The sequence below is a fragment of the Streptomyces sp. NPDC000880 genome, from assembly GCF_053599675.1.
Genome location: NZ_JBSFMS010000003.1, coordinates 20,179 through 45,544, shown reverse-complemented (window position 1 = coordinate 45,544; position 25,366 = coordinate 20,179). Strand labels below are relative to the sequence as shown.

Annotated in this window: 22 protein-coding genes; 10 read left to right on the top strand and 12 right to left on the bottom strand. The window is 69.5% G+C overall.

Features of this window, described 5'->3' with window-relative positions:
* Positions 1–8 precede the first annotated feature (8 nt).
* The 3 genes from hisB to hisD are packed head-to-tail and all read right to left on the bottom strand — an operon-like array spanning position 9 to position 3,051.
* Entirely contained in the window at positions 9–602 is a 594-nt protein-coding gene (hisB, locus tag ACWDO5_RS01855) for an imidazoleglycerol-phosphate dehydratase HisB (protein ID WP_450527534.1), read from the bottom strand.
* Complete coding sequence (locus ACWDO5_RS01850) at positions 599–1,723, bottom strand: histidinol-phosphate transaminase (RefSeq protein WP_450527533.1); 1,125 nt, start codon at positions 1,721–1,723, stop codon at positions 599–601. The genes hisB and ACWDO5_RS01850 overlap by 4 nt, the downstream gene beginning before the upstream one ends.
* Positions 1,702–3,051, bottom strand: a complete 1,350-nt coding sequence (gene hisD / locus ACWDO5_RS01845) for a histidinol dehydrogenase (protein ID WP_450527531.1) — start codon at positions 3,049–3,051, stop codon at positions 1,702–1,704. The genes ACWDO5_RS01850 and hisD overlap by 22 nt, the downstream gene beginning before the upstream one ends.
* A 248-nt stretch (positions 3,052–3,299) precedes the next feature.
* On the opposite strand from hisD, the gene ACWDO5_RS01840 reads away from it, so the two are divergent.
* The 4 genes from ACWDO5_RS01840 to ybaK all read left to right on the top strand — a co-directional run bounded on the left by ACWDO5_RS01840 (position 3,300) and on the right by ybaK (position 7,285).
* A complete protein-coding gene (locus tag ACWDO5_RS01840; protein ID WP_450527530.1) occupies positions 3,300–4,901 on the top strand; it encodes an oxidoreductase in 1,602 nt (533 codons plus the stop codon).
* 102 nt (positions 4,902–5,003) lie between these two features.
* On the top strand, positions 5,004–6,026 hold the full coding sequence (locus ACWDO5_RS01835; protein WP_450527528.1) for a hypothetical protein: 1,023 nt from the start codon (positions 5,004–5,006) through the stop codon (positions 6,024–6,026).
* 2 nt (positions 6,027–6,028) lie between these two features.
* Positions 6,029–6,775 carry an LON peptidase substrate-binding domain-containing protein gene (locus ACWDO5_RS01830; protein ID WP_450527526.1) on the top strand — a complete coding sequence of 249 codons (747 nt, stop codon included), beginning with the start codon at positions 6,029–6,031 and terminating at the stop codon, positions 6,773–6,775.
* A gap of 15 nt (positions 6,776–6,790) precedes the next feature.
* On the top strand, positions 6,791–7,285 hold the full coding sequence (gene ybaK / locus ACWDO5_RS01825; protein WP_450527524.1) for a Cys-tRNA(Pro) deacylase: 495 nt from the start codon (positions 6,791–6,793) through the stop codon (positions 7,283–7,285).
* A gap of 211 nt (positions 7,286–7,496) precedes the next feature.
* Here the strand turns inward: ybaK and ACWDO5_RS01820 are convergent, their stop codons facing one another.
* The 4 genes from ACWDO5_RS01820 to ACWDO5_RS01805 are packed head-to-tail and all read right to left on the bottom strand — an operon-like array spanning position 7,497 to position 11,268.
* Positions 7,497–8,168, bottom strand: coding sequence for an ABC transporter permease (locus tag ACWDO5_RS01820; RefSeq protein WP_450527522.1), 672 nt, complete (start codon positions 8,166–8,168; stop codon positions 7,497–7,499).
* A gap of 34 nt (positions 8,169–8,202) precedes the next feature.
* Positions 8,203–9,027: an ABC transporter permease gene (locus ACWDO5_RS01815; protein ID WP_450527520.1), complete on the bottom strand. Its 825-nt coding sequence runs from the start codon at positions 9,025–9,027 to the stop codon at positions 8,203–8,205.
* Complete coding sequence (locus ACWDO5_RS01810; RefSeq protein ID WP_450527623.1) at positions 9,024–9,998, bottom strand: ABC transporter ATP-binding protein; 975 nt, start codon at positions 9,996–9,998, stop codon at positions 9,024–9,026. The genes ACWDO5_RS01815 and ACWDO5_RS01810 overlap by 4 nt, the downstream gene beginning before the upstream one ends.
* 37 nt (positions 9,999–10,035) lie before the next feature.
* Positions 10,036–11,268 carry an NYN domain-containing protein gene (locus ACWDO5_RS01805; RefSeq protein ID WP_450527518.1) on the bottom strand — a complete coding sequence of 411 codons (1,233 nt, stop codon included), beginning with the start codon at positions 11,266–11,268 and terminating at the stop codon, positions 10,036–10,038.
* 251 nt (positions 11,269–11,519) lie between these two features.
* Here ACWDO5_RS01805 and ACWDO5_RS01800 point away from each other — a divergent pair, with 251 nt between their 5' ends.
* Entirely contained in the window at positions 11,520–11,699 is a 180-nt protein-coding gene (locus ACWDO5_RS01800) for a hypothetical protein (RefSeq protein WP_450527517.1), read from the top strand.
* Between the two features lie 105 nt (positions 11,700–11,804).
* Here ACWDO5_RS01800 and dnaE read toward each other — a convergent pair whose 3' ends face one another.
* The gene (dnaE, locus tag ACWDO5_RS01795) at positions 11,805–15,344 is read right to left on the bottom strand and encodes a DNA polymerase III subunit alpha (protein ID WP_450527516.1); all 3,540 of its coding nucleotides are present in this window, start codon (positions 15,342–15,344) and stop codon (positions 11,805–11,807) included.
* 203 nt (positions 15,345–15,547) lie between these two features.
* Between dnaE and ACWDO5_RS01790 the strand changes: the two genes are divergently transcribed.
* The 4 genes from ACWDO5_RS01790 (at position 15,548) to ACWDO5_RS01775 (ending at position 20,379) form a co-directional block, all read left to right on the top strand.
* A complete protein-coding gene (locus ACWDO5_RS01790) occupies positions 15,548–16,882 on the top strand; it encodes a DUF2252 domain-containing protein (protein WP_450527514.1) in 1,335 nt (444 codons plus the stop codon).
* Positions 16,883–16,960: 78 nt separating this feature from the next.
* On the top strand, positions 16,961–17,647 hold the full coding sequence (locus ACWDO5_RS01785) for a hypothetical protein (RefSeq protein ID WP_450527512.1): 687 nt from the start codon (positions 16,961–16,963) through the stop codon (positions 17,645–17,647).
* Positions 17,648–17,723: 76 nt separating this feature from the next.
* Complete coding sequence (locus ACWDO5_RS01780) at positions 17,724–18,539, top strand: DsbA family protein (RefSeq protein ID WP_450527511.1); 816 nt, start codon at positions 17,724–17,726, stop codon at positions 18,537–18,539.
* Positions 18,540–18,726: 187 nt separating this feature from the next.
* Positions 18,727–20,379, top strand: coding sequence for an alkaline phosphatase D family protein (locus ACWDO5_RS01775; RefSeq protein ID WP_450527510.1), 1,653 nt, complete (start codon positions 18,727–18,729; stop codon positions 20,377–20,379).
* 92 nt (positions 20,380–20,471) lie between these two features.
* Here ACWDO5_RS01775 and ACWDO5_RS01770 read toward each other — a convergent pair whose 3' ends face one another.
* Positions 20,472–21,041 (bottom strand): dienelactone hydrolase family protein, encoded by a 570-nt coding sequence (locus ACWDO5_RS01770; RefSeq protein ID WP_450527508.1) that lies wholly within the window; start codon positions 21,039–21,041, stop codon positions 20,472–20,474.
* Positions 21,042–21,078: 37 nt separating this feature from the next.
* Between ACWDO5_RS01770 and ACWDO5_RS01765 the strand changes: the two genes are divergently transcribed.
* Positions 21,079–22,227 (top strand): mechanosensitive ion channel family protein, encoded by a 1,149-nt coding sequence (locus ACWDO5_RS01765; protein WP_450527506.1) that lies wholly within the window; start codon positions 21,079–21,081, stop codon positions 22,225–22,227.
* 117 nt (positions 22,228–22,344) lie between these two features.
* Here the strand turns inward: ACWDO5_RS01765 and ACWDO5_RS01760 are convergent, their stop codons facing one another.
* From ACWDO5_RS01760 to ACWDO5_RS01750, 3 genes are all read right to left on the bottom strand, one after another.
* Positions 22,345–23,019, bottom strand: coding sequence for a transmembrane-type terpene cyclase (locus tag ACWDO5_RS01760; RefSeq protein ID WP_450527504.1), 675 nt, complete (start codon positions 23,017–23,019; stop codon positions 22,345–22,347).
* Positions 23,020–23,071: 52 nt separating this feature from the next.
* Positions 23,072–23,650, bottom strand: coding sequence for a TetR/AcrR family transcriptional regulator (locus ACWDO5_RS01755; protein ID WP_450527622.1), 579 nt, complete (start codon positions 23,648–23,650; stop codon positions 23,072–23,074).
* A 111-nt stretch (positions 23,651–23,761) separates the two neighbouring features.
* Positions 23,762–25,348 carry a Na+/H+ antiporter gene (locus tag ACWDO5_RS01750; protein ID WP_450527503.1) on the bottom strand — a complete coding sequence of 529 codons (1,587 nt, stop codon included), beginning with the start codon at positions 25,346–25,348 and terminating at the stop codon, positions 23,762–23,764.
* Between the last annotated feature and the right edge of the window lie 18 nt (positions 25,349–25,366).

The following is a 25,366-nucleotide window of genomic DNA, read 5'->3' as shown; positions in this document are numbered from 1 at the left end:
TGCGTCGCTCACAGCGCGCCCTTCGTGGAGGGGAGGATGCCCACCGCACGCGGGTCGCGCTCGGAGGCGTACCGCAGGGCACGGGCCAGCGCCTTGAACTGGCACTCGACGATGTGGTGCGCGTTGCGCCCGTACGGGACGTGGATGTGCAGCGCGATCTGGGCCTGTGCGACGAAGGACTCGAAGATGTGCCGGGTCATGGTCGTGTCGTACGAGCCGATCATGGGCGCCATGTTCTCGGGCTCGTTGTGCACGAGGTACGGGCGGCCCGAGAGGTCCACGGTGACCTGGGCGAGGGACTCGTCCAGCGGCACGGTGCAGTTGCCGAATCGATAAATCCCCACTTTGTCGCCGAGCGCCTGCTTGAAGGCGGCGCCGAGCGCGAGGGCGGTGTCCTCGATGGTGTGGTGCGAGTCGATGTGCAGATCGCCCTCGGTCTTCACGGTGAGGTCGAACAGGCCGTGGCGGCCGAGCTGGTCGAGCATGTGGTCGTAGAACCCGACCCCGGTCGACACGTCGACCTTTCCGTGACCGTCGAGGTCGATCTCGACGACGACGGACGTCTCCTTGGTGGTGCGTTCGACACGGCCAACGCGGCTCATGCGTCGTACTCCTTCTTCAGCTCACGAACCGCGTCGAGAAACGCGTCGTTCTCTTCAGGGGTGCCGGCGGTGACTCGCAGCCACCCGGGCACTCCGTTGTCACGGACCAGGACGCCCCGGTCAAGGATCTTCTGCCAGGCCTCATGGCTGTCGGCGAAGCGGCCGAACTGGACGAAGTTGGCGTCCGATTCGGTGACCTCCCAGCCGATCGCCCGCAACTCGGTGACCAGCCGGTCCCGCTCCCGCTTCAGCTGCTCGACATACCCGAGCAGCGTATCGGTGTGCTCCAGCGCGGCCAGCGCGGTGGCCTGGGTGACGGCGGACAGGTGGTACGGCAGGCGCACCAGCTGGACGGCGTCGACCACGGCGGGGTGCGCGGCCAGATAGCCCAGGCGCAGACCGGCCGCGCCGAAGGCCTTGGACATGGTGCGCGAGACCACCATATTCGGCCGGCCCTCGATCAGCGGCAGCAGCGAGGCGCGGTGGCTGAACTCGACGTACGCCTCGTCGACGACCACCAGGGACGGCTTGGCAGCCTGGGCCGCCTCGTACAGCGCGACGACGGTGTCGGCCTGGACCGCGGTGCCCGTCGGGTTGTTGGGCGAGGTGATGAAGACGACGTCCGGCCGGTGCCGGGCGATGGCCTCGACTGCCGCGTCGAGGTCGATCGTGAAGTCGTCGCGGCGCGGTCCTGAGATCCAGTCGGTGCCGGTGCCGCGCGCGATGAGTCCGTGCATCGAGTACGAGGGCTCGAACCCGATGGCGCTGCGGCCGGGGCCGCCGAAGGTCTGGAGCAGCTGCTGGATGACCTCGTTGGAGCCGTTGGCGGCCCAGACGTTGGCGAGGCTCACCTCGTGCCCGGCCGTACGGGTGAGGTAGCGGGCGAGCTCGGTGCGCAGCTCGACAGCGTCCCGGTCGGGGTAGCGGTTGAGCCCGCGCGCGGCCTCTGCGACCCGCTGGGCGATCCGCTCGACCAGCGGCTCGGGCAGCGGGTACGGGTTCTCGTTGGTGTTCAGCTGTACGGGTACGTCGAGCTGGGGCGCCCCGTACGGGGACTTGCCGCGAAGCTCGTCGCGGATGGGCAGATCGTCGATTCCGGTCACTGCTGAGGCACCTTCCATCCAAAGCGCGCCTTGAGGGCGGCGCCGTGCGCGGGCAGGTCCTCGGCCTCGGCGAGCGTGACGACATGGTGCGTCACCTCGGCAAGCGCGTCGCGGGTGTAGTCGACGATGTGGATGCCGCGCAGGAAGGACTGGACGGACAGGCCCGAGGAGTGGCAGGCGCAGCCACCGGTGGGCAGGACGTGGTTGGAGCCCGCGCAGTAGTCACCGAGCGAGACCGGCGCCCACGGGCCGACGAAGATCGCGCCGGCGTTGCGGACCCGGGCGGCGACCGCAACGGCGTCGGCAGTCTGGATCTCCAGGTGCTCGGCGCCGTACGCGTTGACGACCCGCAGGCCCTCTTCGACGCCGTCGACCAGGACGATCGCGGACTGCTTTCCGCTCAGCGCCGGGACGATCCGGTCCTCGATGTGCTTGCTGGCCGCGACCTGCGGCTCGAGCTCCTTCTCGACCGCGTCCGCCAGCTCCACGGAGTCGGTGACCAGCACTGCGGCGGCCATCGGGTCGTGCTCGGCCTGGCTGATCAGGTCCGCGGCGACGTGCACCGGGTCGGCGGTCTCGTCGGCGAGGATCGCGATCTCGGTCGGGCCCGCCTCGGTGTCGATGCCGATCCGGCCGGTGAAGTACCGCTTGGCGGCGGCGACCCAGATATTTCCGGGGCCCGTCACCATGTTCGCGGGGGCGCACCCGTCAGGTCCCGAGGTGCCGTACGCGAACATCGCGACGGCCTGGGCGCCGCCCGCGGCGTACACCTCGTCGACGCCGAGCAGAGCGCAGGCGGCCAGGATCGTCGGGTGCGGAAGCCCCCCGGCTGCATCTCCCTCAAAACGGGGCTTCTGCGGCGGGGACGCGAGCGCGACGGATGCGACGCCCGCCTCCTGTGCCGGCACCACGTTCATGATCACGGAGGAGGGGTAGACGGAGCGGCCGCCCGGCGCGTACAGACCGACGCGCTCGACCGGCACCCACTTCTCGGTGACGGTGCCGCCGGGGACGACCTGGGTGGTGTGCTCGTCGCGGCGCTGCGCGCGGTGCACGATCCTGGCGCGCCGGATCGACTCCTCCAAAGCGGCCCTGACCTTGGGGTCGAGCTGCTCCAGGGCGTCGGCGAGTGCCACTGCGGGCACTCGTACCCGGTCCAGCTTCACACCGTCGAATTTATCCGCGTACTCGATCAGCGCCGTCGTGCCGCGATGGTGCACGTCCTCGCAGATGGGCCGCACCTTGTCCAGGGCGGCTTCCACGTCGAACTCGGCACGGGGCAGCAGGTCGCGCAGGGCGGCACCCTCGGGGAGAGCGTCGCCACGCAGATCGATTCGATAGATCACAGAGCAATTCTCTCAGACCGGATTCTGCTGCCGGTCGTCCGTATCACTGGCTGATACGCCCGCCCTCCCCCGGCTACCGCTGGGAGGTGCCCCACCGACCCACCCCTCAGCGAGGCTCTCCCGGACTCCGTCAGGGGGGCTCCCGTGCGCCACCCCCCTGCAATGGAAGTTGTTCATGACCACTAGCGTTCAGTCCGTCACTCAGCGGGAAGAACGGCTGTACGAACGAATGAAGCGGAGGAGCGGCATTGACCGAGCCGCTGGACGACGGGCCTCCGAATGGACTGAGCCCGACCGAGCTCCAGATGTGGAACGCATTCCGTAATGGAAGCACGTACGACCTGAGCGACCCGAATCCCCTGCTGAACGATCCCTTCTCCCCACGCCCCTGGGGCCCCGAGCGCAGCGTCCGCGCGTTGATCGTCGCCCGGCTGCTGCTCAGCGGTCCCAGCGCACGGCCCGGCCGGGTCGCCGCGCTGAAGCTCCGCGGGGTCCAGATCACCGGCACCCTCAAACTCGCGGGCGGCAGCATCGCCCCGTACGTCGAGCTGAACGGCTGCCGCTTCGAGAGCGAAGTGCTGATGCCCGAGGCGCACTTCACCACGGTGCGCATGGTCGGCTGTGCGATCCCGCGGATCGAGGCTGCCCGGCTGCGTACCGAGGGCGATCTGCATCTGCCACGCTGCCGCGTCGAGCACGGCATCCGGCTCACCGACGCGCAGATAGGCACCGATCTGCTGATCAACCAGATCCATGTCCGGCCGGACCGCCGGGGCCGGGCGATCACCGCCGACGGGATGTCGGTCGCCCAGGACTTACAGGCCGAACTGATCGAGACGTACGGCGAGTTCAGTCTGCGCGGCGCGAAGGTGGGGGTCTCACTGAGCCTGCGCGGCAGCCGGCTGCGCGCGGCCGGGGAGCGGCGCGCGCTGAACGCACCGCAGCTGAGCGTGGAGCGGACGCTCTATATGACGGGCGCGTGGGTGAGCGAGTCCACGGGCAACCAGGGCTCCACTCCCCCGTTCGGCATCGGCCGTTCCGCCACCCCGGCGCGCGGCACCCGGCTGCAGCCCTTCCAGTGCCATGGCGGGGTGCGGCTGGACGACGGCCGGTTCGGCGACGCGGTCGATCTGCACCATGCGCGGTTCGTGCTGAACTCGCGAGAGGAGCTGTCGCTGCGCCGGATTGCCACTCCGGAGCTGCGCTTCAACGCGGAGCGCCCGGAGGAGGGCCGCGTCGTGCTGAACGGCGCGAAGATCGTGACGCTGATCGATCTGGCGGCGAGCTGGCCGGGGCCCGGCGGCCTCGCGATGGGCGGCTTCGTCTACGAGAACCTCGTTCCGTACGAGGAGTTCCCCCTCAACCGCCGCCTGGAGTGGGTTGCCTCGGCGACTCCGGAGTACTCCCCGGAGCCGTACGAACGACTGGCGACCGTGCTGCGCAACAGCGGTGAGGACGCGGACGCCCGCGAGGTACTGCTCGCCAAGCAGCGCCGCCGCCGGGAGACGCTGCCGCTGGCCGCGAAGCTGTGGGGCTATCTGCAGGACTGGACGGTGGCGTACGGCTACCGCCCGGGCCGGGCGGCTCTGTGGATGGCGGTCCTGTGGGCGGCGGGCGCGGTGGCCTTCGCCCAGATCGATCCGGCACCGATCAAGGCCGAGGAGCATCCGAGGTGGAACTCCGCGCTCTACGCCCTGGATCTGCTGCTGCCGGTGATCAACCTCGGCCAGGACGGCTACTGGCAGCTGACCGGCCGCTGGCAGTGGGCGTCGGCCGCGCTGATCCTTCTCGGCTGGATCCTCGCGACGACGGTCGCGGCGGGCGCGTCCCGCCTTCTCCGGCGCGGCTGAGGCACTTTCTTTACGCTCTCTTGGCTTTCGCCAGGACAACCATTCCGCCGCTACGAACTCTTCACAGCTACCCTCTGGCGCGCCTCCGACCTGCAGTTTTCAATGGTCCGCACCATGTCATTGCTCCGCGCCCTGATCCGCACCGCGCGCATGATCCGTCATACGCCGCAGTTCGCCGACGGTCTGCCGCCCGACGAGGCGGTACTGCTCGATGCCCCCGACGAGCAGCTGAGCCCGGCGCTGGTCGCGGCTGCCCTCGGGGAGTACGAACCGGCCGCCAAGCTGCTGGCGACCACACGTGAATCGGCGGAGTGGGAGAACCGCGACCGGTACGTGATGCGGCTCGCCGCGTTCGCGTACAGCCGCGACGAGTGGCTCACGTCCTGGCTCGCCGCCGCGCCGCGCGACCCCGACGCGCTGGTCGTCAAGGCCGAGCTCGCGGTCCGCAGGGCCTGGGAATCGCCGGCCAGGGCCGAGCGGCTGCGCGAGATCGGTCCGCTGATCGACGCGGCGGCTGAGGGCGATCCGCACGATCCGGTGCCGTGGCGGATCTCGTTGGACCACGCTCGCGGCACGCATGCCACGCATACGGCGTTCGAGTCGCTGTGGGAGCAGGCTGTACGCCGCTCCTCGCACCACTACGGCTGTCATGTCGCGGCCCTGCAGTACCTGTCCGCGCAGTGGTACGGCTCGCACCGCGAGTGCTTCGACTTTGCCGAGCAAGCGGCGGCAGACGCGCTGCCGGGCTCGCTGGTGCAGGCGCTGCCGGTGCGGGCGGCGTTCGCGCAGCTGCTGAGCGGGGACACCACCTCCGTACAGGAGGACCGGATCGACGCGGCGGCGGATCTCGCGATCACGCTCTCCGCGGATTACCAGGCCGGGGATCCGTGGCCCGCGGAGGTGCGCAATCTGCTTGCGTACGTACTGGTGGGGCGGGGGCGGTGGTCCGAGGCGCTGGAGCAGTTCCGGCTGATCGGCCCGTACGCGACGTCGTTTCCGTGGAGCTATGCCTCCGACGATCCACTGGGTCAGTTCCTCGCGGCGAGGGACGGCGTACGGATCGAGATGGCCTCGGCGATGCCAGTGCGTGGACGGGGCGGACGAAGCAGGTCGCTGGGCCATTAGGCTTGACCGTTGTGACCGCACGCCTCCCCCTCTTCCCGCTGAACTCGGTGCTGTTCCCGGGCCTCGTCCTGCCCTTGAACATTTTCGAGGAGCGTTACCGCGCCATGATGCGCGAGCTGCTGAAGACGGACGAGTCCGAGCCGCGGCGCTTCGCAGTGGTCGCCATCCGCGACGGCCACGAGGTGGCGCCGACCGCGCCCGGCCTGCCGGACCCGACCGCGCTGCCCGAGCGCGGCCCCGCTGCGGGCTTCGGTGACGACCCGATCCAGGCCTTCCACCGGGTGGGCTGCATCGCGGACGCGGCGACGATCCGCGAGCGGGACGACGGCAGCTTCGAGGTGCTGGCGACGGGCACGACCCGGGTCAAGCTCCTCTCGGTCGACGCGAGCGGCCCGTATCTGACAGCCGAACTGGAGGAGATCCCGGAGGAGTCGGGGGACAGCGCGGGGGCGCTCGCCGAGGGCGTGCTCCGTGCCTTCCGCAGCTACCAGAAGCGGCTGGCGGGCGCACGGGAGCGGTCGCTGTCCACGGGGGCGGATCTGCCGGACGAGCCGTCGGTGGTGTCGTACCTGGTCGCCGCGGCGGCGGTGCTGGACACGCCTGCGAAGCAGCGGCTGTTGCAGGCCCCGGACACGGCGACCCGGCTGCGTGAGGAACTCACCCTGCTGCGCTCGGAGACCGCGGTGATCCGCCACCTGCCTTCGCTGCCCGCGGTAGATCTGACCCGGGCGCCGACGAGCCCCAACTGACGGGAGTTTCCTGCGGTGCCGAAGAAGCCCAAGAAGCCGGGTGGCACGCCCGCGACGGTCGCCCTGACCGCGGCGGGCACGGCCTTCACGGTCCACGCGTACGACCACGACCCCGCGTCGCCCTCGTACGGCGAGGAGGCGGCACAGGCCCTCGGGGTCTGTCCCGACCGGGTCTTCAAGACCCTCGTCGCGAACGTCGACGGCGAACTGACGGTGGCGATCGTCCCGGTGGCGGGCCAGCTGGACCTCAAGGCGCTGGCCGCGGCGGTCGGCGCCAAACGCGCCACGATGGCCGACCCGGCTGCGGCGGAACGCACGACGGGCTACGTCCGCGGCGGCATCTCCCCGCTGGGCCAGCGCAAACCCCTGCGCACGGTCCTGGACGCGTCCGCGTCCCTGCACCCCACGATCTGCGTCTCGGCGGGCCGCCGCGGCCTGGAGGTCGAACTCTCCCCGTCGGATCTGGCCACGCTCACCTCCGCGGTGCTGGCTCCGATCGGCCGCGCCTAGGTCTCGACGGCACGTCCGTCCTCGGCTACGACCGTAGGAACGCTCCGACGGTCCGACGGGGAGAGGACAGGACATGTCCAAACGCACCCGCAAACGGAAGTGGCGCATCCGCAAGCACCGTGCCAACCACGGCCGCCGCACAGCATGATCCCGGGACTCCGCCCCCAGTTACGGGAAAGGGCGGGTAGGGGAACAGGCCCGCCCGCAGGCCTCAGGCCTCCCCCGGCCCCGGCGGCCGCTCCGCCCCCGGCGCCCCGTACCCCGCGCCCCACTCCGGCTCCGGCTCCGGATCCCGTGGGCCGAACAGCGCCGTCAGCGCCAGGTGAACCACCATCGCCGCCACCGGCCACGCCAGCACCGCCCCCTTCGCCCTCAGTTCCAGGTACGCGTCGAAGGTCACCCCCTGGCCGACCTCCCTCGCATGAGCGACCACATCATGCGTCGGGCCGAACCACACCCCGATCCCCCACGCCAGCAGCGATCCCAGCAGGCCGCCCAGCGCCAGCGCCACCACCAGCGCGATCCCGCCGCGCCTGCGGATCCAGAAGACCGCAGCCGCGCTCACCGCGCCGAAGGCGAGTGCCAGCAGCACGAACGTTCCGTCCGCGCCCACCGCCTCCTCGCCCTCCGTGTCCTTGAGGAAGACCGCCTTGTCGTTCGAGACCAGTGGCACCCGCGGCGCCAGCCACAGCCACAGCAGCCCCAGCGCCACGCCCAGAATCGTCACGGCCACCAGCACCACGGCCGCGTCCCGCAGGTCCGTCTTCAGGTCCGGGTCATCCTGAGCCCCCTGGGCGTACAAGGGTCCGGTCCCGGTCGGCGGCGAATGCCACGGGTCGTTGTTCGGCGAAGGCTGGTGAGGCGGAGTCAGAGGTGCGGTCACCCCGCCATCGTGCCAGGCATGTCCGGACGGTGCCTCACCGGACTGCCGCCCGCCGGTACGCCCATGTCGCAACCGTCAGCGAGACGACACCCACCAAAGCGCAGACCGCGAGGTCCAGCCCGACGACCGCCCAGTCCGGACGCGCGTCGAAGGTCCGCGCAAAGGCTTCGACGCCGTACGTGGAGGGCAGCAGATCGCGGGCGTACGAGACCGGCCCGGGCAGCCTGTCGGCCGGCAGCACACCGAGCAGCAGCGCCGCGGACATACCCAACTGCCCGAGCAGCGTGGCCAGTTCCTGGCGCGGCGCGAGCAGCCCCAGCGCCGCGCCAAGACCGGCGAGGGCGGCGCCGGACAGTGGGATGACCGCGGCGAGCACCCATAGATGCGTCAGCGGCAGCTGGAAAAGGACGCTGCCGACGACGGCGGTGACGACCGTGCCGGGCACGGTGAAGGACGCGTACGCACCGGCCGCACCGAGCACCACCGCGGCCGGCGGCACCGGCAGCGTGGCGTAGTGGTCGAGCCCGCCGCCGGCCCGCAGCTGCCCGAAATACTGCGCGAGGAGATTGAGCGCGACGAAGGCGACGACGAGGACGCTCGCCCCGGCGACGACCGCCCGCGCCTCCGCACCCCCATCGACGACCCCCCGCATCAGGACCATGATCCCGACCGACTGGAAGGTCGCCACGAAGAGCAGCGGGATCCGGGCGACCCGCGCCCGCGACAGCTGCGCGCGGTACACGGCGGCGAGCGCGGGCAGCAGCCGTGCCCGTGGCGCAAGCGGCGCGGCATCCACCACCGCTGCCCCGCCGGCCACCCTGATCTGTTCGGCCACCGCCTCCGCGGGCACGATACTCACGCCTTGACCAGCCCCTTTGTCGCGTTCCCGCCGAGCGCCAAATACACGTCCTCCAGGCTCGGCGTGGCCAGCGTGAAGTCGTCGAGCGCCGCAAACGCCGCGCCGCCCGTCACCGCCGCGACCGCCGCCCGCGCCTCGTCGGGCGCGAGCCTGAGCACCCAACGGCGCCCGTGCTCCTGCGCGGACCCGCGCAGCGCGTTGACCTCGGGCACGTCCAGCGGCGCCCGCTCCCGCCACACCAGCTCGACCCGCACCTCGCCGGCGACCCGTTCCTTGAGCCCGGCCGGGGTGTCGCAGGCGATGACGCGGCCCCGTTCCAGCACGGCAACCCGGTCGAGGACGGTCTCCGCCTCGATGACGTTGTGGGTAACAAGGATGACGGTCGCCCCGTTCTCCGCCCGCCGCCGGTCGACCGCGGCCCACACCGCGCGCCGCGCGACGGGGTCCATGCCGGTGGTCGGCTCGTCCAGTACCAGCACCGACCGCTCGCCGACGAGCGTCGCCGCGAAGCAGGCCAGCCGCCGCTGTCCGCCGGAGAGTTTCTTCAGGGGGCGCGCGGCGAGCCCGGTCAGCCCGAGCTCCTCCAGTACGGCGTCCCGCTCGGCCCGCGCGTCCCGTAGGGAAAGTCCGCGCAGCCGCCCGGTCGTCTCGGCGGCGAGCGCGACGGTCAGCTCGTCGAGCGCGGTGGACTCCTGCCCGAGGTAGCCGATGAGCCGGGCGGCCCGCTCCGGGTGGCGTACGAGATCGTGGCCCAGCACCTCGACGCCGCCGGCGTCCGGGCGCATCAGCCCGGTGAGCTGTCGTACGAGGGTGGACTTGCCGGCGCCATTGGGCCCGAGCAGGCCGAAGATCTCGCCGCGCCGCACCACCAGGGAAATCCCGTCAGTGGCACGCACTTCGGGCGTCCCGGGGGTGCCTCCGCGACCGCGCGCGGCCGGGTACGTCTTGACCAGCTCCCGCACCACGCACACCGTACTCACAAGGGACGAGCCTAAGGGGTCGGCCGGGCTACTCCCCCGCGGGGGCGTGTTCCGCGGCCGCCCGTACGTCGATCTCGCGCCAGAATCCGGCCCGGATCGCATAGCGGTCGTGCTCGTCGATCTGGTCGTCCTTGTGCGCGAGGAGCCCGAAGCGCGCGGCGTACCGCAGCAGTTCGCCGTCGATGCGGTGCGGGATCCGCGGGTACATGGTGGACAGCTTCTGCACATGGCTCGCGTCCGGCAGCCGTTCCATCCAGCGCCGGGCGAAGACCTGGCCGACCTCGAAGGGATCGCCACCGACCGTGGTGATGTCCTCCTCGCGATCGGCCCAGCGCTGCTCGGCACTGGTGAGTTGGGCGAGCGTCGGCAGGGACGCGGTCTCGGGCGGCTCGCCGAGCGCCCCCCCGCCGGCCCGCTCGACCCAGCCCTTGTCGGAGGACCAGCGCAGGGTGGCGCTCGTGGGATGCGGCGCGGGGTGCTGGCCGGGGGCGCGCAGACCCGCCAGGTCCTTGGGGGTGGGAACGCCCTTGGACGCGGCGGGGGCCGGGACCGGCTCGGCGCCGTTCTCGGTGGGGGCAGGCTGCGAGCCGTTCCGTACGGCTTCGGCGGCGCGCTCCTGCGAGGCGGCGAGCGCCGACTCGGGCAGCGGCGCGGAGAGGATCGCGGCGATCTCGGGACGGGGCGCGGGCTGCGGGGCACAGATGCCGGTGAGTTCCTTGGCCCGTACGGCCCGGGTGATCCAGGCCCGGTCGAGCACCCGTCGCTCGTCCGCCTCGGCCACCAGGTCCTCGGACTGGTTGTAGTCGCCGTCGGCGGCCTGCACGGCCCAGAGGTGGACGGCGACGCCGTGCTCCTTGGCGGACATCAGACCGGGGAGCAGATCTCCGTCGCCGGTCACCAGCACCACGTCGGAGCAAGCACGATTTCTGGCCAGCTCGGTGAGCTCGGCGTGCATAGCCGCATCGACGCCCTTCTGCGCCCAGCGGCCGTCGCTGCGGGTCAGTGCGCCCAGCCGGACCGTCACCCGCGGCATGACGCGCAGCCGCCGGTGTTCGGGCTGCGGTACGCGGTCGGGGGCGCCGTCGAACCAGTAGATACGCAGCAGCGGGCGATCCGTATCGGCCTCGGCGAGCTCGCGCAGGCCTTGGATGAGGGCGGCGTGGTCGACGGTGATGCGGGAACGCGCCGGTTCGCCGGCGAGAAGACTCGCGGCGGCGCCCAGCAGATATCCGGCGTCCACCAGGACAACGCAGCGGTCCACGCGTTCCACCCTCTTTCGGGAACTTCGGGATCGGGAAGGGTCCGGATCGGGGATTGTTCCGGGTTTCCTTCGAGTCTGCCCGACCACGGGAGGGTTAACGGCCGGAACTCGATCACCGGCGTGGCGGAACCCTGGTCCGAGGGACGACAAGCGCCCTTTACACACCGCAATGATCCAAAATGCGGCGCTTCATTGCGTATGTGACTCTGACAGCGGCCCTGGCCCCGAGAATCCCCACAGGAGGCATCACCATGGCCAAGAACAAGAATCGCAAGCAGGGTGACAAACCGGACCGCTCGTCTGCCGCGGAGCGCGGCAGTGAGCAGGCCAAGTCGACCGCATATGAGTCCCAGGCGCAGCCCCAGTCCCAGGCTCAGGGCAGCCCCGCGGACGTTGCCCGTAAGCACCAGCGGCGCTTCGGCCACAACTGATCGCGCCGTAAATCGCGCCGTAAAGAGACGAGCCGCAAAGACGAAAGGGGCGCGCCCGTGACGATCAGGCATGCCCCTTGAGGCGTCTATGTGCGTATCGGCGCGCTAGCCGGCCAGGCAGGACGGGCCGAGCAGCACCTTCAGATCACCGAAGAGCGCCGGGTCCGGCTGCACGCGATGCCGGTCGAGACGGAGCACCGTGGTCTTGCGGGGGCCCTGGAGCCTGATCCGTACCTCGGTGTTGCCCTTGTGGTGGCTGAGGATCTCACCGAGCCTGTTGATCATCGGCGGCGTCACCTTCACCGTCGGGATGGTGACGACCACCGGGGCGTTCGTGCCGGCCGACGAGAGGTCCGGGACCATCAGCTCCATGGCGACCAGCCGCGGGATGTCCTCGCGCTTGTCGAGCCGTCCCTTGACGAAGACCACGGTGTCCTCGACGAGCTGCGTCGACACCAGCTGATAGGTCGCCGGGAAGAACATGCATTCGATGGAGCCCGCCAGGTCCTCGACCGTCGCGATCGCCCAGGCGTTGCCCTGCTTGGTCATCTTGCGCTGCAGGCCGGAAATGATTCCGCCGATGGTGACGACCGCGCCGTCGGCGTGCTCACCGCCGGTGAGCTGGGAGATCGCGGCATCCGTCTTGTCGCTCAGGACATGCTCGATGCCGAAGAGCGGGTGGTCGGACACGTAGAGGCCGAGCATCTCGCGCTCCTGCGCGAGCAGATACGACTTGTCCCACTCGATGTCGGAGAACTCGACGTCGAGCCCGAAGCCCGGCTCGTCGCTCCCCTCGTCGCCCATCCCGCCGAACAGGTCGAACTGTCCCTCGGCCTCCTTGCGCTTGACCGCCACCACGTTGTCGATCATCGGCTCGTGGTGCGCGACCAGGCCCTTGCGGGTGTGGCCCATCTCGTCGAAGGCGCCGGCCTTGATGAGCGATTCGACGGTCCGCTTGTTGCAGACGACGGCCTCGACCTTGTCGAGGAAGTCGGGGAAGGAGCTGTACTTCCCCTTGGACTTGCGGCAGCGGATGATCGAGTCCACGACGTTCGTGCCGACGTTCCGCACGGCGGAGAGGCCGAAGAGGATCACATCGTCGCCCTGCGCGGCGAAGTTCGACTGCGACTCGTTGACATTGGGCGGCAGCACCTTGATGCCCATGCGGCGGCACTCGTTCAGATAGACCGCGGACTTGTCCTTGTCGTCCTTCACGGACGTCAGCAGCGCGGCCATGTACTCGGCCGGGTAGTTCGCCTTGAGATACGCGGTCCAGTAGGTGACCAGACCGTACGCGGAGGAGTGCGCCTTGTTGAACGCGTATCCGGCGAAGGGGACCAGCACGTCCCACAGGGCCTGGATGGCCTGGTCGCTGAAGCCGTTCTTCTTGGCGCCGGCCTGGAAGAGGACGAAGTTCTTCGCCAGCTCGTCGGCCTTCTTCTTGCCCATCACTCGGCGGAGGATGTCGGCCTCGCCGAGTGAGTACCCCGCGATGATCTGGGCGGCCTTCTGCACCTGCTCCTGATAGACGATCAGGCCGTAGGTGAGGCCGAGGACCTCCTTGAGCGGCTCCTCCAGCTCCGGGTGGATCGGCGTGATCTCCTGCTGCCCGTTCTTGCGCAGCGCGTAGTTCGTGTGGGAGTTCATGCCCATCGGTCCCGGCCGGTACAGGGCCGAAACAGCGGAAATGTCCTCGAAGTTGTCGGGCTTCATCAGCCGCAGCAGCGAACGCATCGGGCCGCCGTCGAACTGGAAGACGCCGAGCGTGTCACCGCGGCAGAGCAGTTCGTACGTCGTGGGGTCGTCCAGCGGAAGAGCGAGCAGGTCCAGCTCGACGCCCTTGTTCGCCTTCACCATCTTGACGGCGTCGTCCATGATGGTGAGATTTCGCAGGCCCAGGAAGTCCATCTTCAGCAGGCCGAGCGACTCACAGCTCGGGTAGTCCCACTGGGTGATGGTGACGCCGTCGGTGTGCCTGACCCACACCGGCACATGGTCGGTGATGGTCTCGCTGGACATGATCACGCCGGCGGCGTGCACACCCATCTGCCGGACCAGTCCCTCGACGCCCTTGGCGGTGTCGATGACCTTCTTCACGTCCGGCTCGTTCTCGTACATCCCCCGGATCTCGCCCGCCTCGCTGTAGCGGGGGTGCTTCGGGTCGGTGATGCCGTTGAGGTCGATGCCCTTGCCGAGGACGTCGGCGGGCATCGCCTTGGTGAGTCGGTCGCCCATCGCGTACGGGTAGCCGAGTACCCGCGCGGAGTCCTTGATGGCGTTCTTCGCCTTGATCTTGCCGTACGTGCCGATCATGGCGACCTTGTCGGCGCCGTACTTCTCGGTGACGTACCTGATCACCTCACCGCGCCGGCGCTCGTCGAAGTCGATGTCGACATCGGGCATGGAGATGCGCTCGGGGTTGAGGAAGCGCTCGAAGATCAGTCCGTGCTCGATCGGGTCGAGGTCGGTGATGCCCATTGCGTACGCGACGATCGAGCCGGCCGCGGAGCCTCGGCCGGGGCCCACCGCGATTCCGTTGTTCTTGGCCCACATGATGAAGTCGGCCACCACGAGGAAGTACCCCGGGAAGCCCATGTCGATGATGATGCCCATCTCGTACTCGACCTGCTTGAGCCGGTCGTCCGGGATGCCGCCCGGGTAGCGCCGGGCCATGCCGCGCATGGTCTCCTCGCGGAACCAGGTCACCTCGGTGTAGCCCTCGGGCACCTCGAACTTCGGCATCAGGTTGCGCTCTTCGAACCAGCCCTCGGTGTCGATCTGCTGCGCGACGAGCACAGTGTTGGCGCAGCCCTCCTGCCAGGCGTCCGAGGCGTCCACCGCGTACATCTCGTCCGTGGACTTCAGGTAGTAGCCGGTGCCGTCGAAGCGGAAGCGGTCCGGGTCCGAGAGGTTCTTGCCGGTCTGGATGCACAGCAGGGCGTCGTGCGCGCCGGCCTCGTGGGCGTAGGTGTAGTGCGAGTCGTTGGTGACGAGCGGCGGGATGCCGAGCTTCTTGCCGATCTCCAGCAGGCCGTCACGGACCCGGCGCTCGATCTCGATGCCGTGGTCCATCAGCTCCAGGAAGTACTTGTCCTTGCCGAAGATGTCCTGGTACTCGGAGGCGGCCTTGAGGGCCTCGTCGAACTGGCCGAGACGCAGCCGGGTCTGGAGTTCGCCCGAGGGGCAGCCGGTGGAGGCGATGAGCCCCTCCGACCACTGGGCGATGGTCTCCTTGTCCATCCGCGGCCACTTCTGCAACCAGCCCTCGGCGTACGCGTCGGAGGAGAGCCGGAAGAGGTTGTGCAGACCGGTCTTGTTGGCCGCCCAGATCGTCTTGTGGGTGTAACCACCCGAACCGGAGATGTCGTCCCGCTTCTGGTGCGGCTGGCCCCACTTGATCTTCCGCTTGTTCCGCCGGGACTCCGGAGCGACATACGCCTCGATGCCGATGATCGGCGTGACACCGGCCTTCTTGGCCTGATGGAAGAAGTCGTACGCGCCATGGAGGTTGCCATGGTCGGTCATGGCGATGTGCGTCATGCCCATTTCGTTGCAGGCGCTGAACATGTCCTTGAGCCGCGCGGCACCGTCCAGCATGGAGTACTGCGTGTGGACGTGAAGGTGCGTGAAAGGCGGCTTGGTCACGGCTTCAGGCCTCCGGAGAACGATGAATAGTGGACTTTTCGGGGGACAACCCCCGGTCCCCCGGTGCTGCGTGCAGTCTGGGTGGACAGCCTGGAAGTCTACGTCTTGGCACTGACAGCCGGCGGGCACTCCCGAGTACCTTCGTGCGTTGGAGGGGACGGAATCCCCCGTCCCCTTTGTCATGCACCAGGAGGCACCCAGCGATGTCGGTACCGCGATCCGCCGAGGCCACAGCTGAAGAGCGCGGCGAGGAGATCCTCGCCGTCTTCGACACCGCCTTCGGCCAGCTGCTGGCCGCCGACCCCGCCGCGTTCCGGGTCAAGTTCCGGAAAATGGCCGCCTCGGCGTTCGCGTTCTACCGGGGCACCGCCTCCCTGTTCTACAACGACCTGGAGCGGGAGCGGCACGGCGGCCCGTACCTCGACGAGCGCACCGGCCGGGTGTGGATCCACGGGGATCTGCACGCCGAGAACTTCGGCACGTACATGGACGCCAACGGCCGCCTGATCTTCAACGTCAACGACTTCGACGAGGCGTACGTCGGCCCCTTCACCTGGGACCTCAAGCGGCTGGCCGCATCGCTGGCGCTGATCGGCTACACCAAGGCGCTCAGCGACGAGCAGATCACCGAGCTGGTGCGGATCTACGCCGCCGCCTACCGCGAGCGCGTCCACGCCCTGGCCGCCGGCGCGAAGAACGACGAGGTGCCGCCCTTCACGCTGGACACCGCCGAGGGCCCGCTGCTGGACGTGCTGCGCGACGCCCGCTCCCTGACCCGCTTCTCGTTGCTCGACTCGATGACCGAGATCCGCGACTTCGAGCGCCGGTTCGCACCCGGCGGCGGCTCGATCGAGCTGGACGCGGCCACCCGCTACAAGGTGCTCGCGGCCTTCGACGGCTATCTGGAGACGCTGCCCGAGTCCAGCCTGACCCGGCCCGACTCGTACCGCGTCAAGGACGTCGTGGGCCGCCGCGGTATCGGCATCGGCTCCGCCGGCCTGCCCTCGTACAACATCCTGCTCGAAGGCAACAGCGACGCCCTCGAGAACGACGTCGTGATCTATATGAAGCAGGCGCAGACCCCCGCGGTCTCCCGGCACATCGACGACGCCTCCGTACGGGGGTACTTCCAGCACGAGGGCCACCGCACGGTGATCTCGCAGCGCGCGCTCCAGGACCACGCCGACCCGTGGCTGGGCTGGACCGAGCTGGACGGCTCAGGTCAGCTGGTCGCCGAGGTGTCGCCGTACGCGGTGGATCTGGACTGGAGCGACATCGACGAGCCGGAGGAGATCGCGGAGGTCGTCGCCGACCTGGGCAGAGCGACGGCCACGATGCACAGCGCGGCGGACGAGGAGAGCGGCCACTCGCTGGTGCCGTTCTCGACGGAGCGGGCCATCGACGCGGCGATCGCGGCCGACGAGGACGGGTTCGGCGAGCTGCTGGTGGAGTTCGCACACAGCTACGGCGCGCGGGCGCGGGCGGACCACCAGATCTTCGTCGACCTGTTCCGCAACGGCCGGATCCCGGGTCTCTGAGTATCGATCTGCGGCTCCGCCGCGTGGGGCCGGATCCTTAGGGGACGCTTACCTGGCCTCATGGGAGACTCGCGGGTGATGGACATATCAGGAAAGCAGCTCAGGGTGCTGCGGGCAGCGATTTTCATGGCACTGGTCGTGACGCTGTCCGCCGCCTCCCATGTGCTGCTCTCCCAGGCCCCGCTGCCGCTGACCACCGTCGCGGGCCTTTCGGCGGGCGTCTTCGCCGTCGCGTACGCCCTGTCGGGCCGGGAGCGCGGCTATTGGCGGATCGCGAGTCTGCTCGTCCCACTGGAACTGGCCGCGGACACCGTCTTCACCACCGGTCAGGACGTCTGTTACGGCCCCGGCGGCGGCCCGGTCGCCGGTTCGCTGCGCGCGGTCGGCCTCGATGTGCTGTGCGGCGGCAGCGTCGGTGCACAGCTGCCCGGCGTGGCCGTCGCCGACCGTGGCGCGGCCGCCCTGCTCCAGTCCACCGACCCTGCCCTGCCGTGGCTGCTGCTCGCCGCCCATGTGTCGGTCGGGCTGCTGGCCGCGCTCTGGCTACGGCGCGGCGAGTCCGCGCTGTCCGGTCTTGTGCGGGCGGTGGGCGCCTTCGCGTTCCGGCCGCTGCTGCTGGCGGTTGCCGCGGCGGGGACGGTGCGCCGGGCCGTACGGCGCGCGGCGCGTCCCGCGCCGCGCCGGCCCGGCATCTCCCGCACCCGCCTGCTGGTGCACTCCGTCGGACGGCGGGGACCGCCGCGCTCGGCCGCAGTCTTCGCCTGAGCCCGCAGTCCCCTTTTCGGCAATCCCTCGATCTTTTCCGTATCTCTCGATACGGCATCACACGGAGTGAATCAGCATGAGTGCACGCAACAGCAAGGTCAACAAGGCGGCGGCCCGCGAGCGGCTGCGCCAGGAGCGTGAGCGCCAGGCCAAGAAGGACAAGACCCGCCGTCAGCTCATCGTCATAGGCTCGACGGTCGTGGTCCTCGCGATCGCGGGAGGCATCGGGTACGCCGTGATGCAGGCCAACAAGCCGAGCCACTGGGAGTCGGTGAAGGGCGGGAAGAACGTCGCCGCGCCGAAGAACACCGCGGGCGAGAACGGCACGACCGTCGTCATAGGCAAGTCGACCGCGAAGAAGACGCTGGAGCTGTACGAGGACTCGCGCTGCCCGATCTGTGCGTCCTTCGAGCAGTCGGTCGGCGCGACGGTGAAGAAGGACGTCGACGCCGGCAAGTACAAGATCAAGTACGTGGGCGCGACCTTCATCGACAACTCCGACCAGGGCGAGGGCTCGAAGAACGCGCTGTCCGCGCTGGGGGCGGCCCTCAATGTCAGCCCCGAGGCCTTCATGGAGTACAAGGCCGCCCTCTACTCGGCGAAGTACCACCCCCAGGAGACCGACGACAAGTTCGCCAAGGACTCGTACCTGCTGGAGGTTGCCGGCTCGGTGACCGCCCTCAAGAACAACGCCGAGTTCAAGAAGAACGTCGAGGACGGCACCTTCGACGCCTGGGCCATGAAGATGTCCGCGGCCTTCGACGGCAGCGGGGTGACCGGAACGCCGACGCTCAGGATGGACGGTAAGAAGGTCACCACGGACGGCACCGAGAACCCGCCCATGACGGTGGAGCAGTTCAACGCCGCGATCGACAAGGCCATCAAAGGCTGAGGCCATCAAGGACTGAGGCCGTCAAGGACTGAGGCCATCAAAGGCTGATTCCACCCGATTACGGCTGGTTGCGTCCGAGTTCCCGTCCGACCGGGAGGGAACGCGCTGGTTGACCCTTTCCGGTGGGCGGGCGAACTTTCCCTGTTCGCCCGCCCATTCGGCTTACCGGTCAGTAGCCTGATCGGCCGTGACCAGTCGACTCTCCTCAACTCCCAGCCGCCGCACGGTCGTCAAGGCCGCTGCCGCCACCGCTGTCGTCGCCGCGCCCGCCATCGCGGTCGCCGCCTCCGCCACCACGGCCTCCGCCCAGGAGGCCCCGGCCTTCCTCCACGGAATAGCCTCCGGCGACCCGCTGCCCGACGGTGTACTGCTGTGGACACGTATCACCCCCACCTCCGAGGCCGTGCCGGGCTCGGGCAAGGGCCCTGACACCCCGGTGAGTTGGGAGGTGGCCGAGGACAAGGCCTTCACCCGGGTCGTCGCCCGCGGTGCCACGATGTCAAAGGCCACGTCCGATCACACCGTCAAGGTGGACGTAAGGGGCCTGCGACAGGCGACCGCCTATTACTTCCGCTTCACCGTCGGCACGAGCGTCTCGCCCGTCGGCCACACCCGCACCACCCCGGCCACCGATGCCGCAACGCCCGGTGTCCGCTTCGGCGTGGTCTCCTGCGCCAACTGGGAAGCGGGCTACTTCTCCGCGTACCGGCATCTGGCCGCCCGCGCCGACCTGGACGCGATCCTCCACCTCGGCGACTACATCTACGAGTACGTGACCGGCGGCTTCCCGTCCGAGCCGTACGTCATACGCCAGCACTCGCCGAAGCACGAGATCACCACGCTCGCGGACTACCGCACCCGCCACGCCACGTACAAGACGGACGCCGATCTGCAGGCGCTGCACGCCGCGCACCCGGTGATCGCGATCTGGGACGACCACGAGTTCGCGAACGACACCTGGTCGGGCGGCGCGGAGAACCACACGCCGGGCGCCGAGGGCGAGTGGGCCGCGCGCGCCGCGGCCGCGCGGCAGGCCTATTTCGAGTGGATGCCCGTACGCGCGTCGACCGAGGGCACCGTCTACCGCCGGCTGCGCTTCGGCAAGCTCGCCGATCTGCACCTGCTGGACCTGCGGTCCTTCCGCTCGCAGCAGTCGACTGTCGGCAACGGCGGTGTGGACGACCCGGAGCGTACGATCACCGGCCGCGCGCAGCTGGACTGGCTGAAGGCCGGGCTTGCCGGTTCGGACGCCGCGTGGAAGCTGGTCGGCACCTCGGTGATGATCTCGCCGGTCGCGTTCGGCTCCCTACCGGCCCATCTGCTGGAGCCGATCGCGGAGTTGCTGGGGCTGCCCAAGGAGGGCCTCGCGGTCAATGTCGACCAGTGGGACGGCTACACGGACGACCGCAAGGAGCTGCTGAAGCATCTGACGGACCGCGGGATCAAGAACACCGTCTTCCTCACCGGCGACATCCACATGGCCTGGGCGAACGACGTGCCCGTCAAGGCGGCGACGTACCCGCTGTCGCAGTCCGCCGCGACCGAGTTCGTGGTGACGTCGGTGACCTCCGACAACCTGGACGACATACTCCGTGTCGCGCCGGGCACGGTCTCGCTGGTCGCCTCCGCGGCCGTCAAGGCAGCCAACCGCCATGTGAAGTGGCTGGACATGGACAACCACGGCTACGGCGTCCTCGACGTCACCGCCGAGCGCTCGCAGATGGACTACTACGTCCTGTCCGACAGGACCAAGCAGGACGCGACCACGAAGTGGGCCCGCTCCTACCGGACCCTGTCCGGTACGCAGCGCGTCGAGCGGGTGAGCCGGCCGGTTCGCTGACGCTGGGCCGGAGCATCGTCAAGGCCCGTGGGCCTCGCGCGGACCGACGCGAAAACGCGTGCCGCGCGAGGCTGTTGGCCCGTCGGCCCCAGCTACAGCGTTTCGAGGAAGCCCAGCGCGGTCCGCCACGTCTGCTCCGCTGCCGCCTCGTCGTAGTCGGGCAGATCGGGGTCGGTGTACAGATGCCCGGCGCCCGGGTAGCGGTAGATCTCCACATCCGCGCCGGCCCGCTGCATCTGCAGATACCAGGCGTTCAGCCAGTCGTGCGGCTCGAAGGGGTCCGGGTCCGCGACATGCAGCTGTACGGGCAGGTCGTCCGCGCTCGCACCCTCCGCGATGTCGGACGTGCCGTGCATGAGCAGCAGTCCGCGCGCCTTCCTGTCTCCCAGCGCGAGGTTCTGCGCGATCGAACCGCCGAGCGAGAAGCCCGCGTACACCAGACCCTGCTCGGAGTAGGGCGCGGCGGCGAGGATCGCCCGGCGCAGCAGCTCCTCCTTGCCGATCTTGTCCTTGAGTTCTCTGCCTTCCTCCACGGTCTCGACGGTTTGCCCGTCGAAGAGGTCGGGCACGCGAACCTGGTGCCCGGCGACGCGCAGCCGGTCGGCTGCCGCGTGCACTGCCGGACGCAGACCGTAGACCGAATGGAAAAGCATGATGTTCATTCGGCCATCCTGCCAGTTCCCGTTAGCGTCGGAGATTATGGAGAACGTACTGCGCCCACTGACCGTGGTCGGTGGCTCTCTCGTACTCACGCTGCTGCTCGGCTGGGGCCTCGACCTGCTCCTGCGCCGGGTCGACGGCCGTCACCCCGAGACCCCACTGTGGGGGCTCCTGCGGCGCTGCCGGCTGCCGTTCCAGGTCGTCCTGCTCACCGCGCTGCTGAGAGGGACCTACCGTGAGACACAGTGGCAGCCGCTCAATGACCACGAGGCGGCCATCGGCCAGGTGCTGTCGCTGGTACTGATCAGCGCGGGAGCCTGGCTGGTGGTGCGGATCGTCTCGGCCGCGGTGGAGTCGTCGTACGCCCGTTACGCGTCCTCGACCCGCGATCCGGCCCGGGTACGGCGGGTGCGCACGCAGGTCACGCTGATCATGCGGATCGTGACGGCGGTGGTCGTGGTGGTGGCGGTGGCCGCGATGCTGCTGACCTTCCCGGGCATGGAGAAGGTCGGCGCGTCGATGCTGGCCTCCGCGGGCGTCATCGGCATCGTCGCGGGTGTCGCGGCACAGTCCACGCTCGGGAATCTCTTCGCGGGCTTCCAGATCGCGTTCGGCGACATGGTGCGGATCGGTGACACGGTGGTGGTGGACGGGGAGTGGGGCACGGTCGAGGAGGTCACGCTGACGTTCCTCGCGGTGCGGACGTGGGACGAGCGGCGCATCACGATGCCCGTGTCGTACTTCACCAGCAAGCCCTTCGAGAACTGGTCGCGCGGCGGAGCGCAGATGACCGGGACGGTCTTCTTCCACCTGGACCACTCGGCGCCGGTGGGCCTGATGCGCGAGAAGCTCCGGGACATCCTGCGGGAGTGCGCGGCGTGGGACGGCCGCGACTGGAGCCTGGCGGTCACGGACACCACGCCGAACACCGTGCAGGTGCGCGCGGTGGTGACGGCGAAGGACGCGGACGACATCTGGACGGCCCGGTGCGTGGTGCGAGAGCAGATGATCGCCTGGCTGTACGAGAAGCACCCGTACGCGCTGCCACGGGTGGCGACGTCACCGGCCGCGCTGCCCCCGAACGGCGCATGGCCGAGGGCCATTGGGCCGACTCCGGACGCGCACCTGCCGTCCCCGGACGGGGAGAGGCACGAGGACGGTTCCCAGCCCCGCACGGGCAGGGGCTGACACCCGGCCACGGCCACCGACAGCCCCCGCTCCCGGCGGACGCCCGCTCGCCGGGGGCGACGCCCTCCCCCCTGTGAGCCAAGCGGCCCGTCTACGCGATGGTCGAGCGAGGGCGGCTCATGCGGACCGCGCCGCCGTCTCGGCCGGGGGTGCCAGGGTGGGCGTATCGGCCGCGGCAAGCGCGTCCGGGTGCGCCTTCGCCCATACCGCGAGGCCGATGTAGACGAGGTCGAGCACGCTGCACAGGATGCCGATACCCAGAATGAACGGTGAGTTGTCGAGCACGCCGATCAGGATGGTTGGGGCCAGGGTGCCGAGCCATTTCGCGATGGCAATCGTGAGGGTCTGCCCGCGAAGGCCCCTCCGCGCGACGAACATCGCGATGAACAGGCCCGACATCAGCAGGTTCTGCAGGAAGGCCGAGTAGCGGGCGGCGTTGTCGCCGAACTCCGCCAGGAACAGCCACTGCACCGCGTAGGAGGCGCCGAAGAGCAGAACGCCCCAGACGGTGAACATCGTCCGTGTCACAAAGCGCGGGAACTCGGCGCGGCCGAAGGCGAAGAAGGTGTACACGATGGCGATGTCTGCCAGTGCCCAGACGAGATTGACCAAGCCCTGCAGCGACACGGCCTCCGTCAGGCTGCGCACCGCGTAGACCGACTCCCACGCGAAGTTGAGGCCCAGTGCGGCCATCGGCATCGCGTAGGTCTTCTGGCGGAACCCGATCCGGATCGCGTCTATGTAGACGATCGTCCAGGCAAGGCCGCTGATGGCGGTGAGGAACGGGTCCATGAAGATTCTCCTGCGGTGGATGGGACGATGCGCGGGGTGCGGGCACCCGAGGTCAGGGGATGGCGCGGTAGCGGCGGATGAGATCGCTCACCGCGTCGCGCAGCCGGTCCGGATCACGCGCCCGGTCGAGCGCGAGAGCGGTGAGTACGAGTCCCTGCATCGCGGCGGTAACGGTGAACGCGGCCGCTTCTGAACCGACATAGGGCGTCAGGAGTTGGGCGAGCCGTTGCTCGAGCAGCCCTTTGACCGGACCGAGTTCCGGATCGTGGCCCGCCGCGAGGATCATCTCGAAAACGGCGATCGTGTCCGTCCGCCGCTCGGTGACGAGATGCGCGGTGAAGTCGCCGCAGAGGTCCGGGAGAGCGTCGGGTTCCGCGGCGGTGTGGGCGATGAGACCGACGAACTCCAACCCGATCCGTGAGCCGGCGTGCTCGAAGGTCGCGCGGCGGAGTTCGTCGATCGACGGGTAGTGATAGGTGACGGAGGCGAGCGACACGGCGGCGGCGGTGGCGACCGCGCGGTGCGTGAGCGCACCCACGCCCTGTTCGCCGACGATGCGTACGGCGGCGTCGAGCAGCAGCGCCTTGCGGGCGTCGCCGCGCGCGAGGCGTCCATCGGTCCCCTTGTGCATCGTCACTCGCGCCAACTATCCGTACAGGTGTACCGTTAACTTACGGTACTAATGTACCGGTAATCCGGACGTGGATATGTGTGTGCTGCGCCACTCCCCCCCAACACCCCCTCACCGCAAGCTGCGTACGTCCAGGTGCCGCAGCACCCTGTCCACCACCTCCGGGTCCGCGCCCGGCTCGTTGCGGGCCGACAGGACCTCGTGGCGGGCCGCCGACAGCATCTCCCGCTGGATTCGCTGCATCGTCCTGAGCCGGTCCGCCCGCTTCGCGAACCACTCCCGCCGCTCGTCGTCGACGATGTCCGGGCTGATCCTCGCCCCCATGTCGTACGCCCCGCGCAGCAGCCGCTCGCTGATGTCCTCCGGCAGATCCTCCACCGCCTCGATCTCCCTGAGCCGGTGCTTCGCCGCCTTCGCCGCGCGGATCGCGAGTTTCCGTTCCAGTTCGCGTTCCGCGTCCGTGTCCGCGCGCACGCCGAGTCGCCGCACCAGCCGCGGCAGAGTCAAGCCCTGGAGTACAAGCGTCGCCAGGACGACCGCGAACGCGATGAAGATGATCTCGTCCCGGGCCGGAAAGGGCGCCCCGCTGTCCGTCTTCAGCGGAATGGCGAGCGCCAGCGCGACCGATGCCACGCCCCGCATCCCCGACCACCACATGATGACGGTCTCCCGCCAGCTCACGGGGATCTCCTCGTCGTAGTCCCGCAGCCTGTGCAGTCGCTTGGCGAGCCAGGTCGCGGGCAGCAGCCACAGCAGCCGTACGACCACGACGACCCCGATGATCGCGGCGCTCCAGCCCAGAATCTGCGCTTCGCGCCCGTCCGCCGTACCGAAGACGTGGTGCAGTTCGAGGCCGATCAGGCCGAACGCGACCCCGGTCACCAGCGTGTCGACGACCTGCCAGAACGTGTTCCCTGCCAGCCGCCCCATCACGTCGTCCGCGTCAGCGGCGTGCTCGGCCAGGAAGAGCGCGGTGGTCAGGACGGCGAGCACGCCCGATCCCTTCAGCTCCTCCGCCAGCACATAGCTGACGAACGGCACCATCAGCGACAGGCCGATCTGCAGCGTCGCATCGCCGAGCAGACCCATCAGCTTGTTGGAGAGCCAGCCGAGCGCGAGCCCGACCGCGACGGCCACAGCGCCCGACAGCACCAAGTCCCCCGCCGCGTCCGGCCACGAGAACGTTCCGCTCACCGCCGCCGCGATCGCCACGTGGTACAGCACGATCGCCGTGACGTCGTTGAACAGCCCCTCCCCCTCCAGGATGGAGATCAGCCGCCGCGGCAGCCCGAGCGACCCGGCGACCGCGGTCGCCGCGACCGGATCGGGCGGCGCCACCAGCGCGCCGAGCGCAAACGCCGCGGCGATCGGCAGCCCGGGCACGATCGCGTGGGCGACGGCCGCCACCGCCGCCATCGTGACAAACACCAGCGCGACCGCGAGCAGCAGGATCGGCCGGATGTTGGCCGTGAACTGCCGCCAGGAGGTGCGCTGTACGGCCGCGTACAGCAGCGGCGGCAGCAACAGCGGCAGGATGAACTCCGGCGGCACCTCGACGCTCGGCACGAAGGGCAGAAAAGCCAGAACGATCCCGGCGACCGTCATCAGCACGGGCGCGGGCAGCCTGAGCCGCTCCCCCAGCGGCACTGTCACGACGGCCCCGAGCAAGAGCACGAACAGCAGCGCCAGTTGGTCCACGGTGCGCCCTCCGGCGGC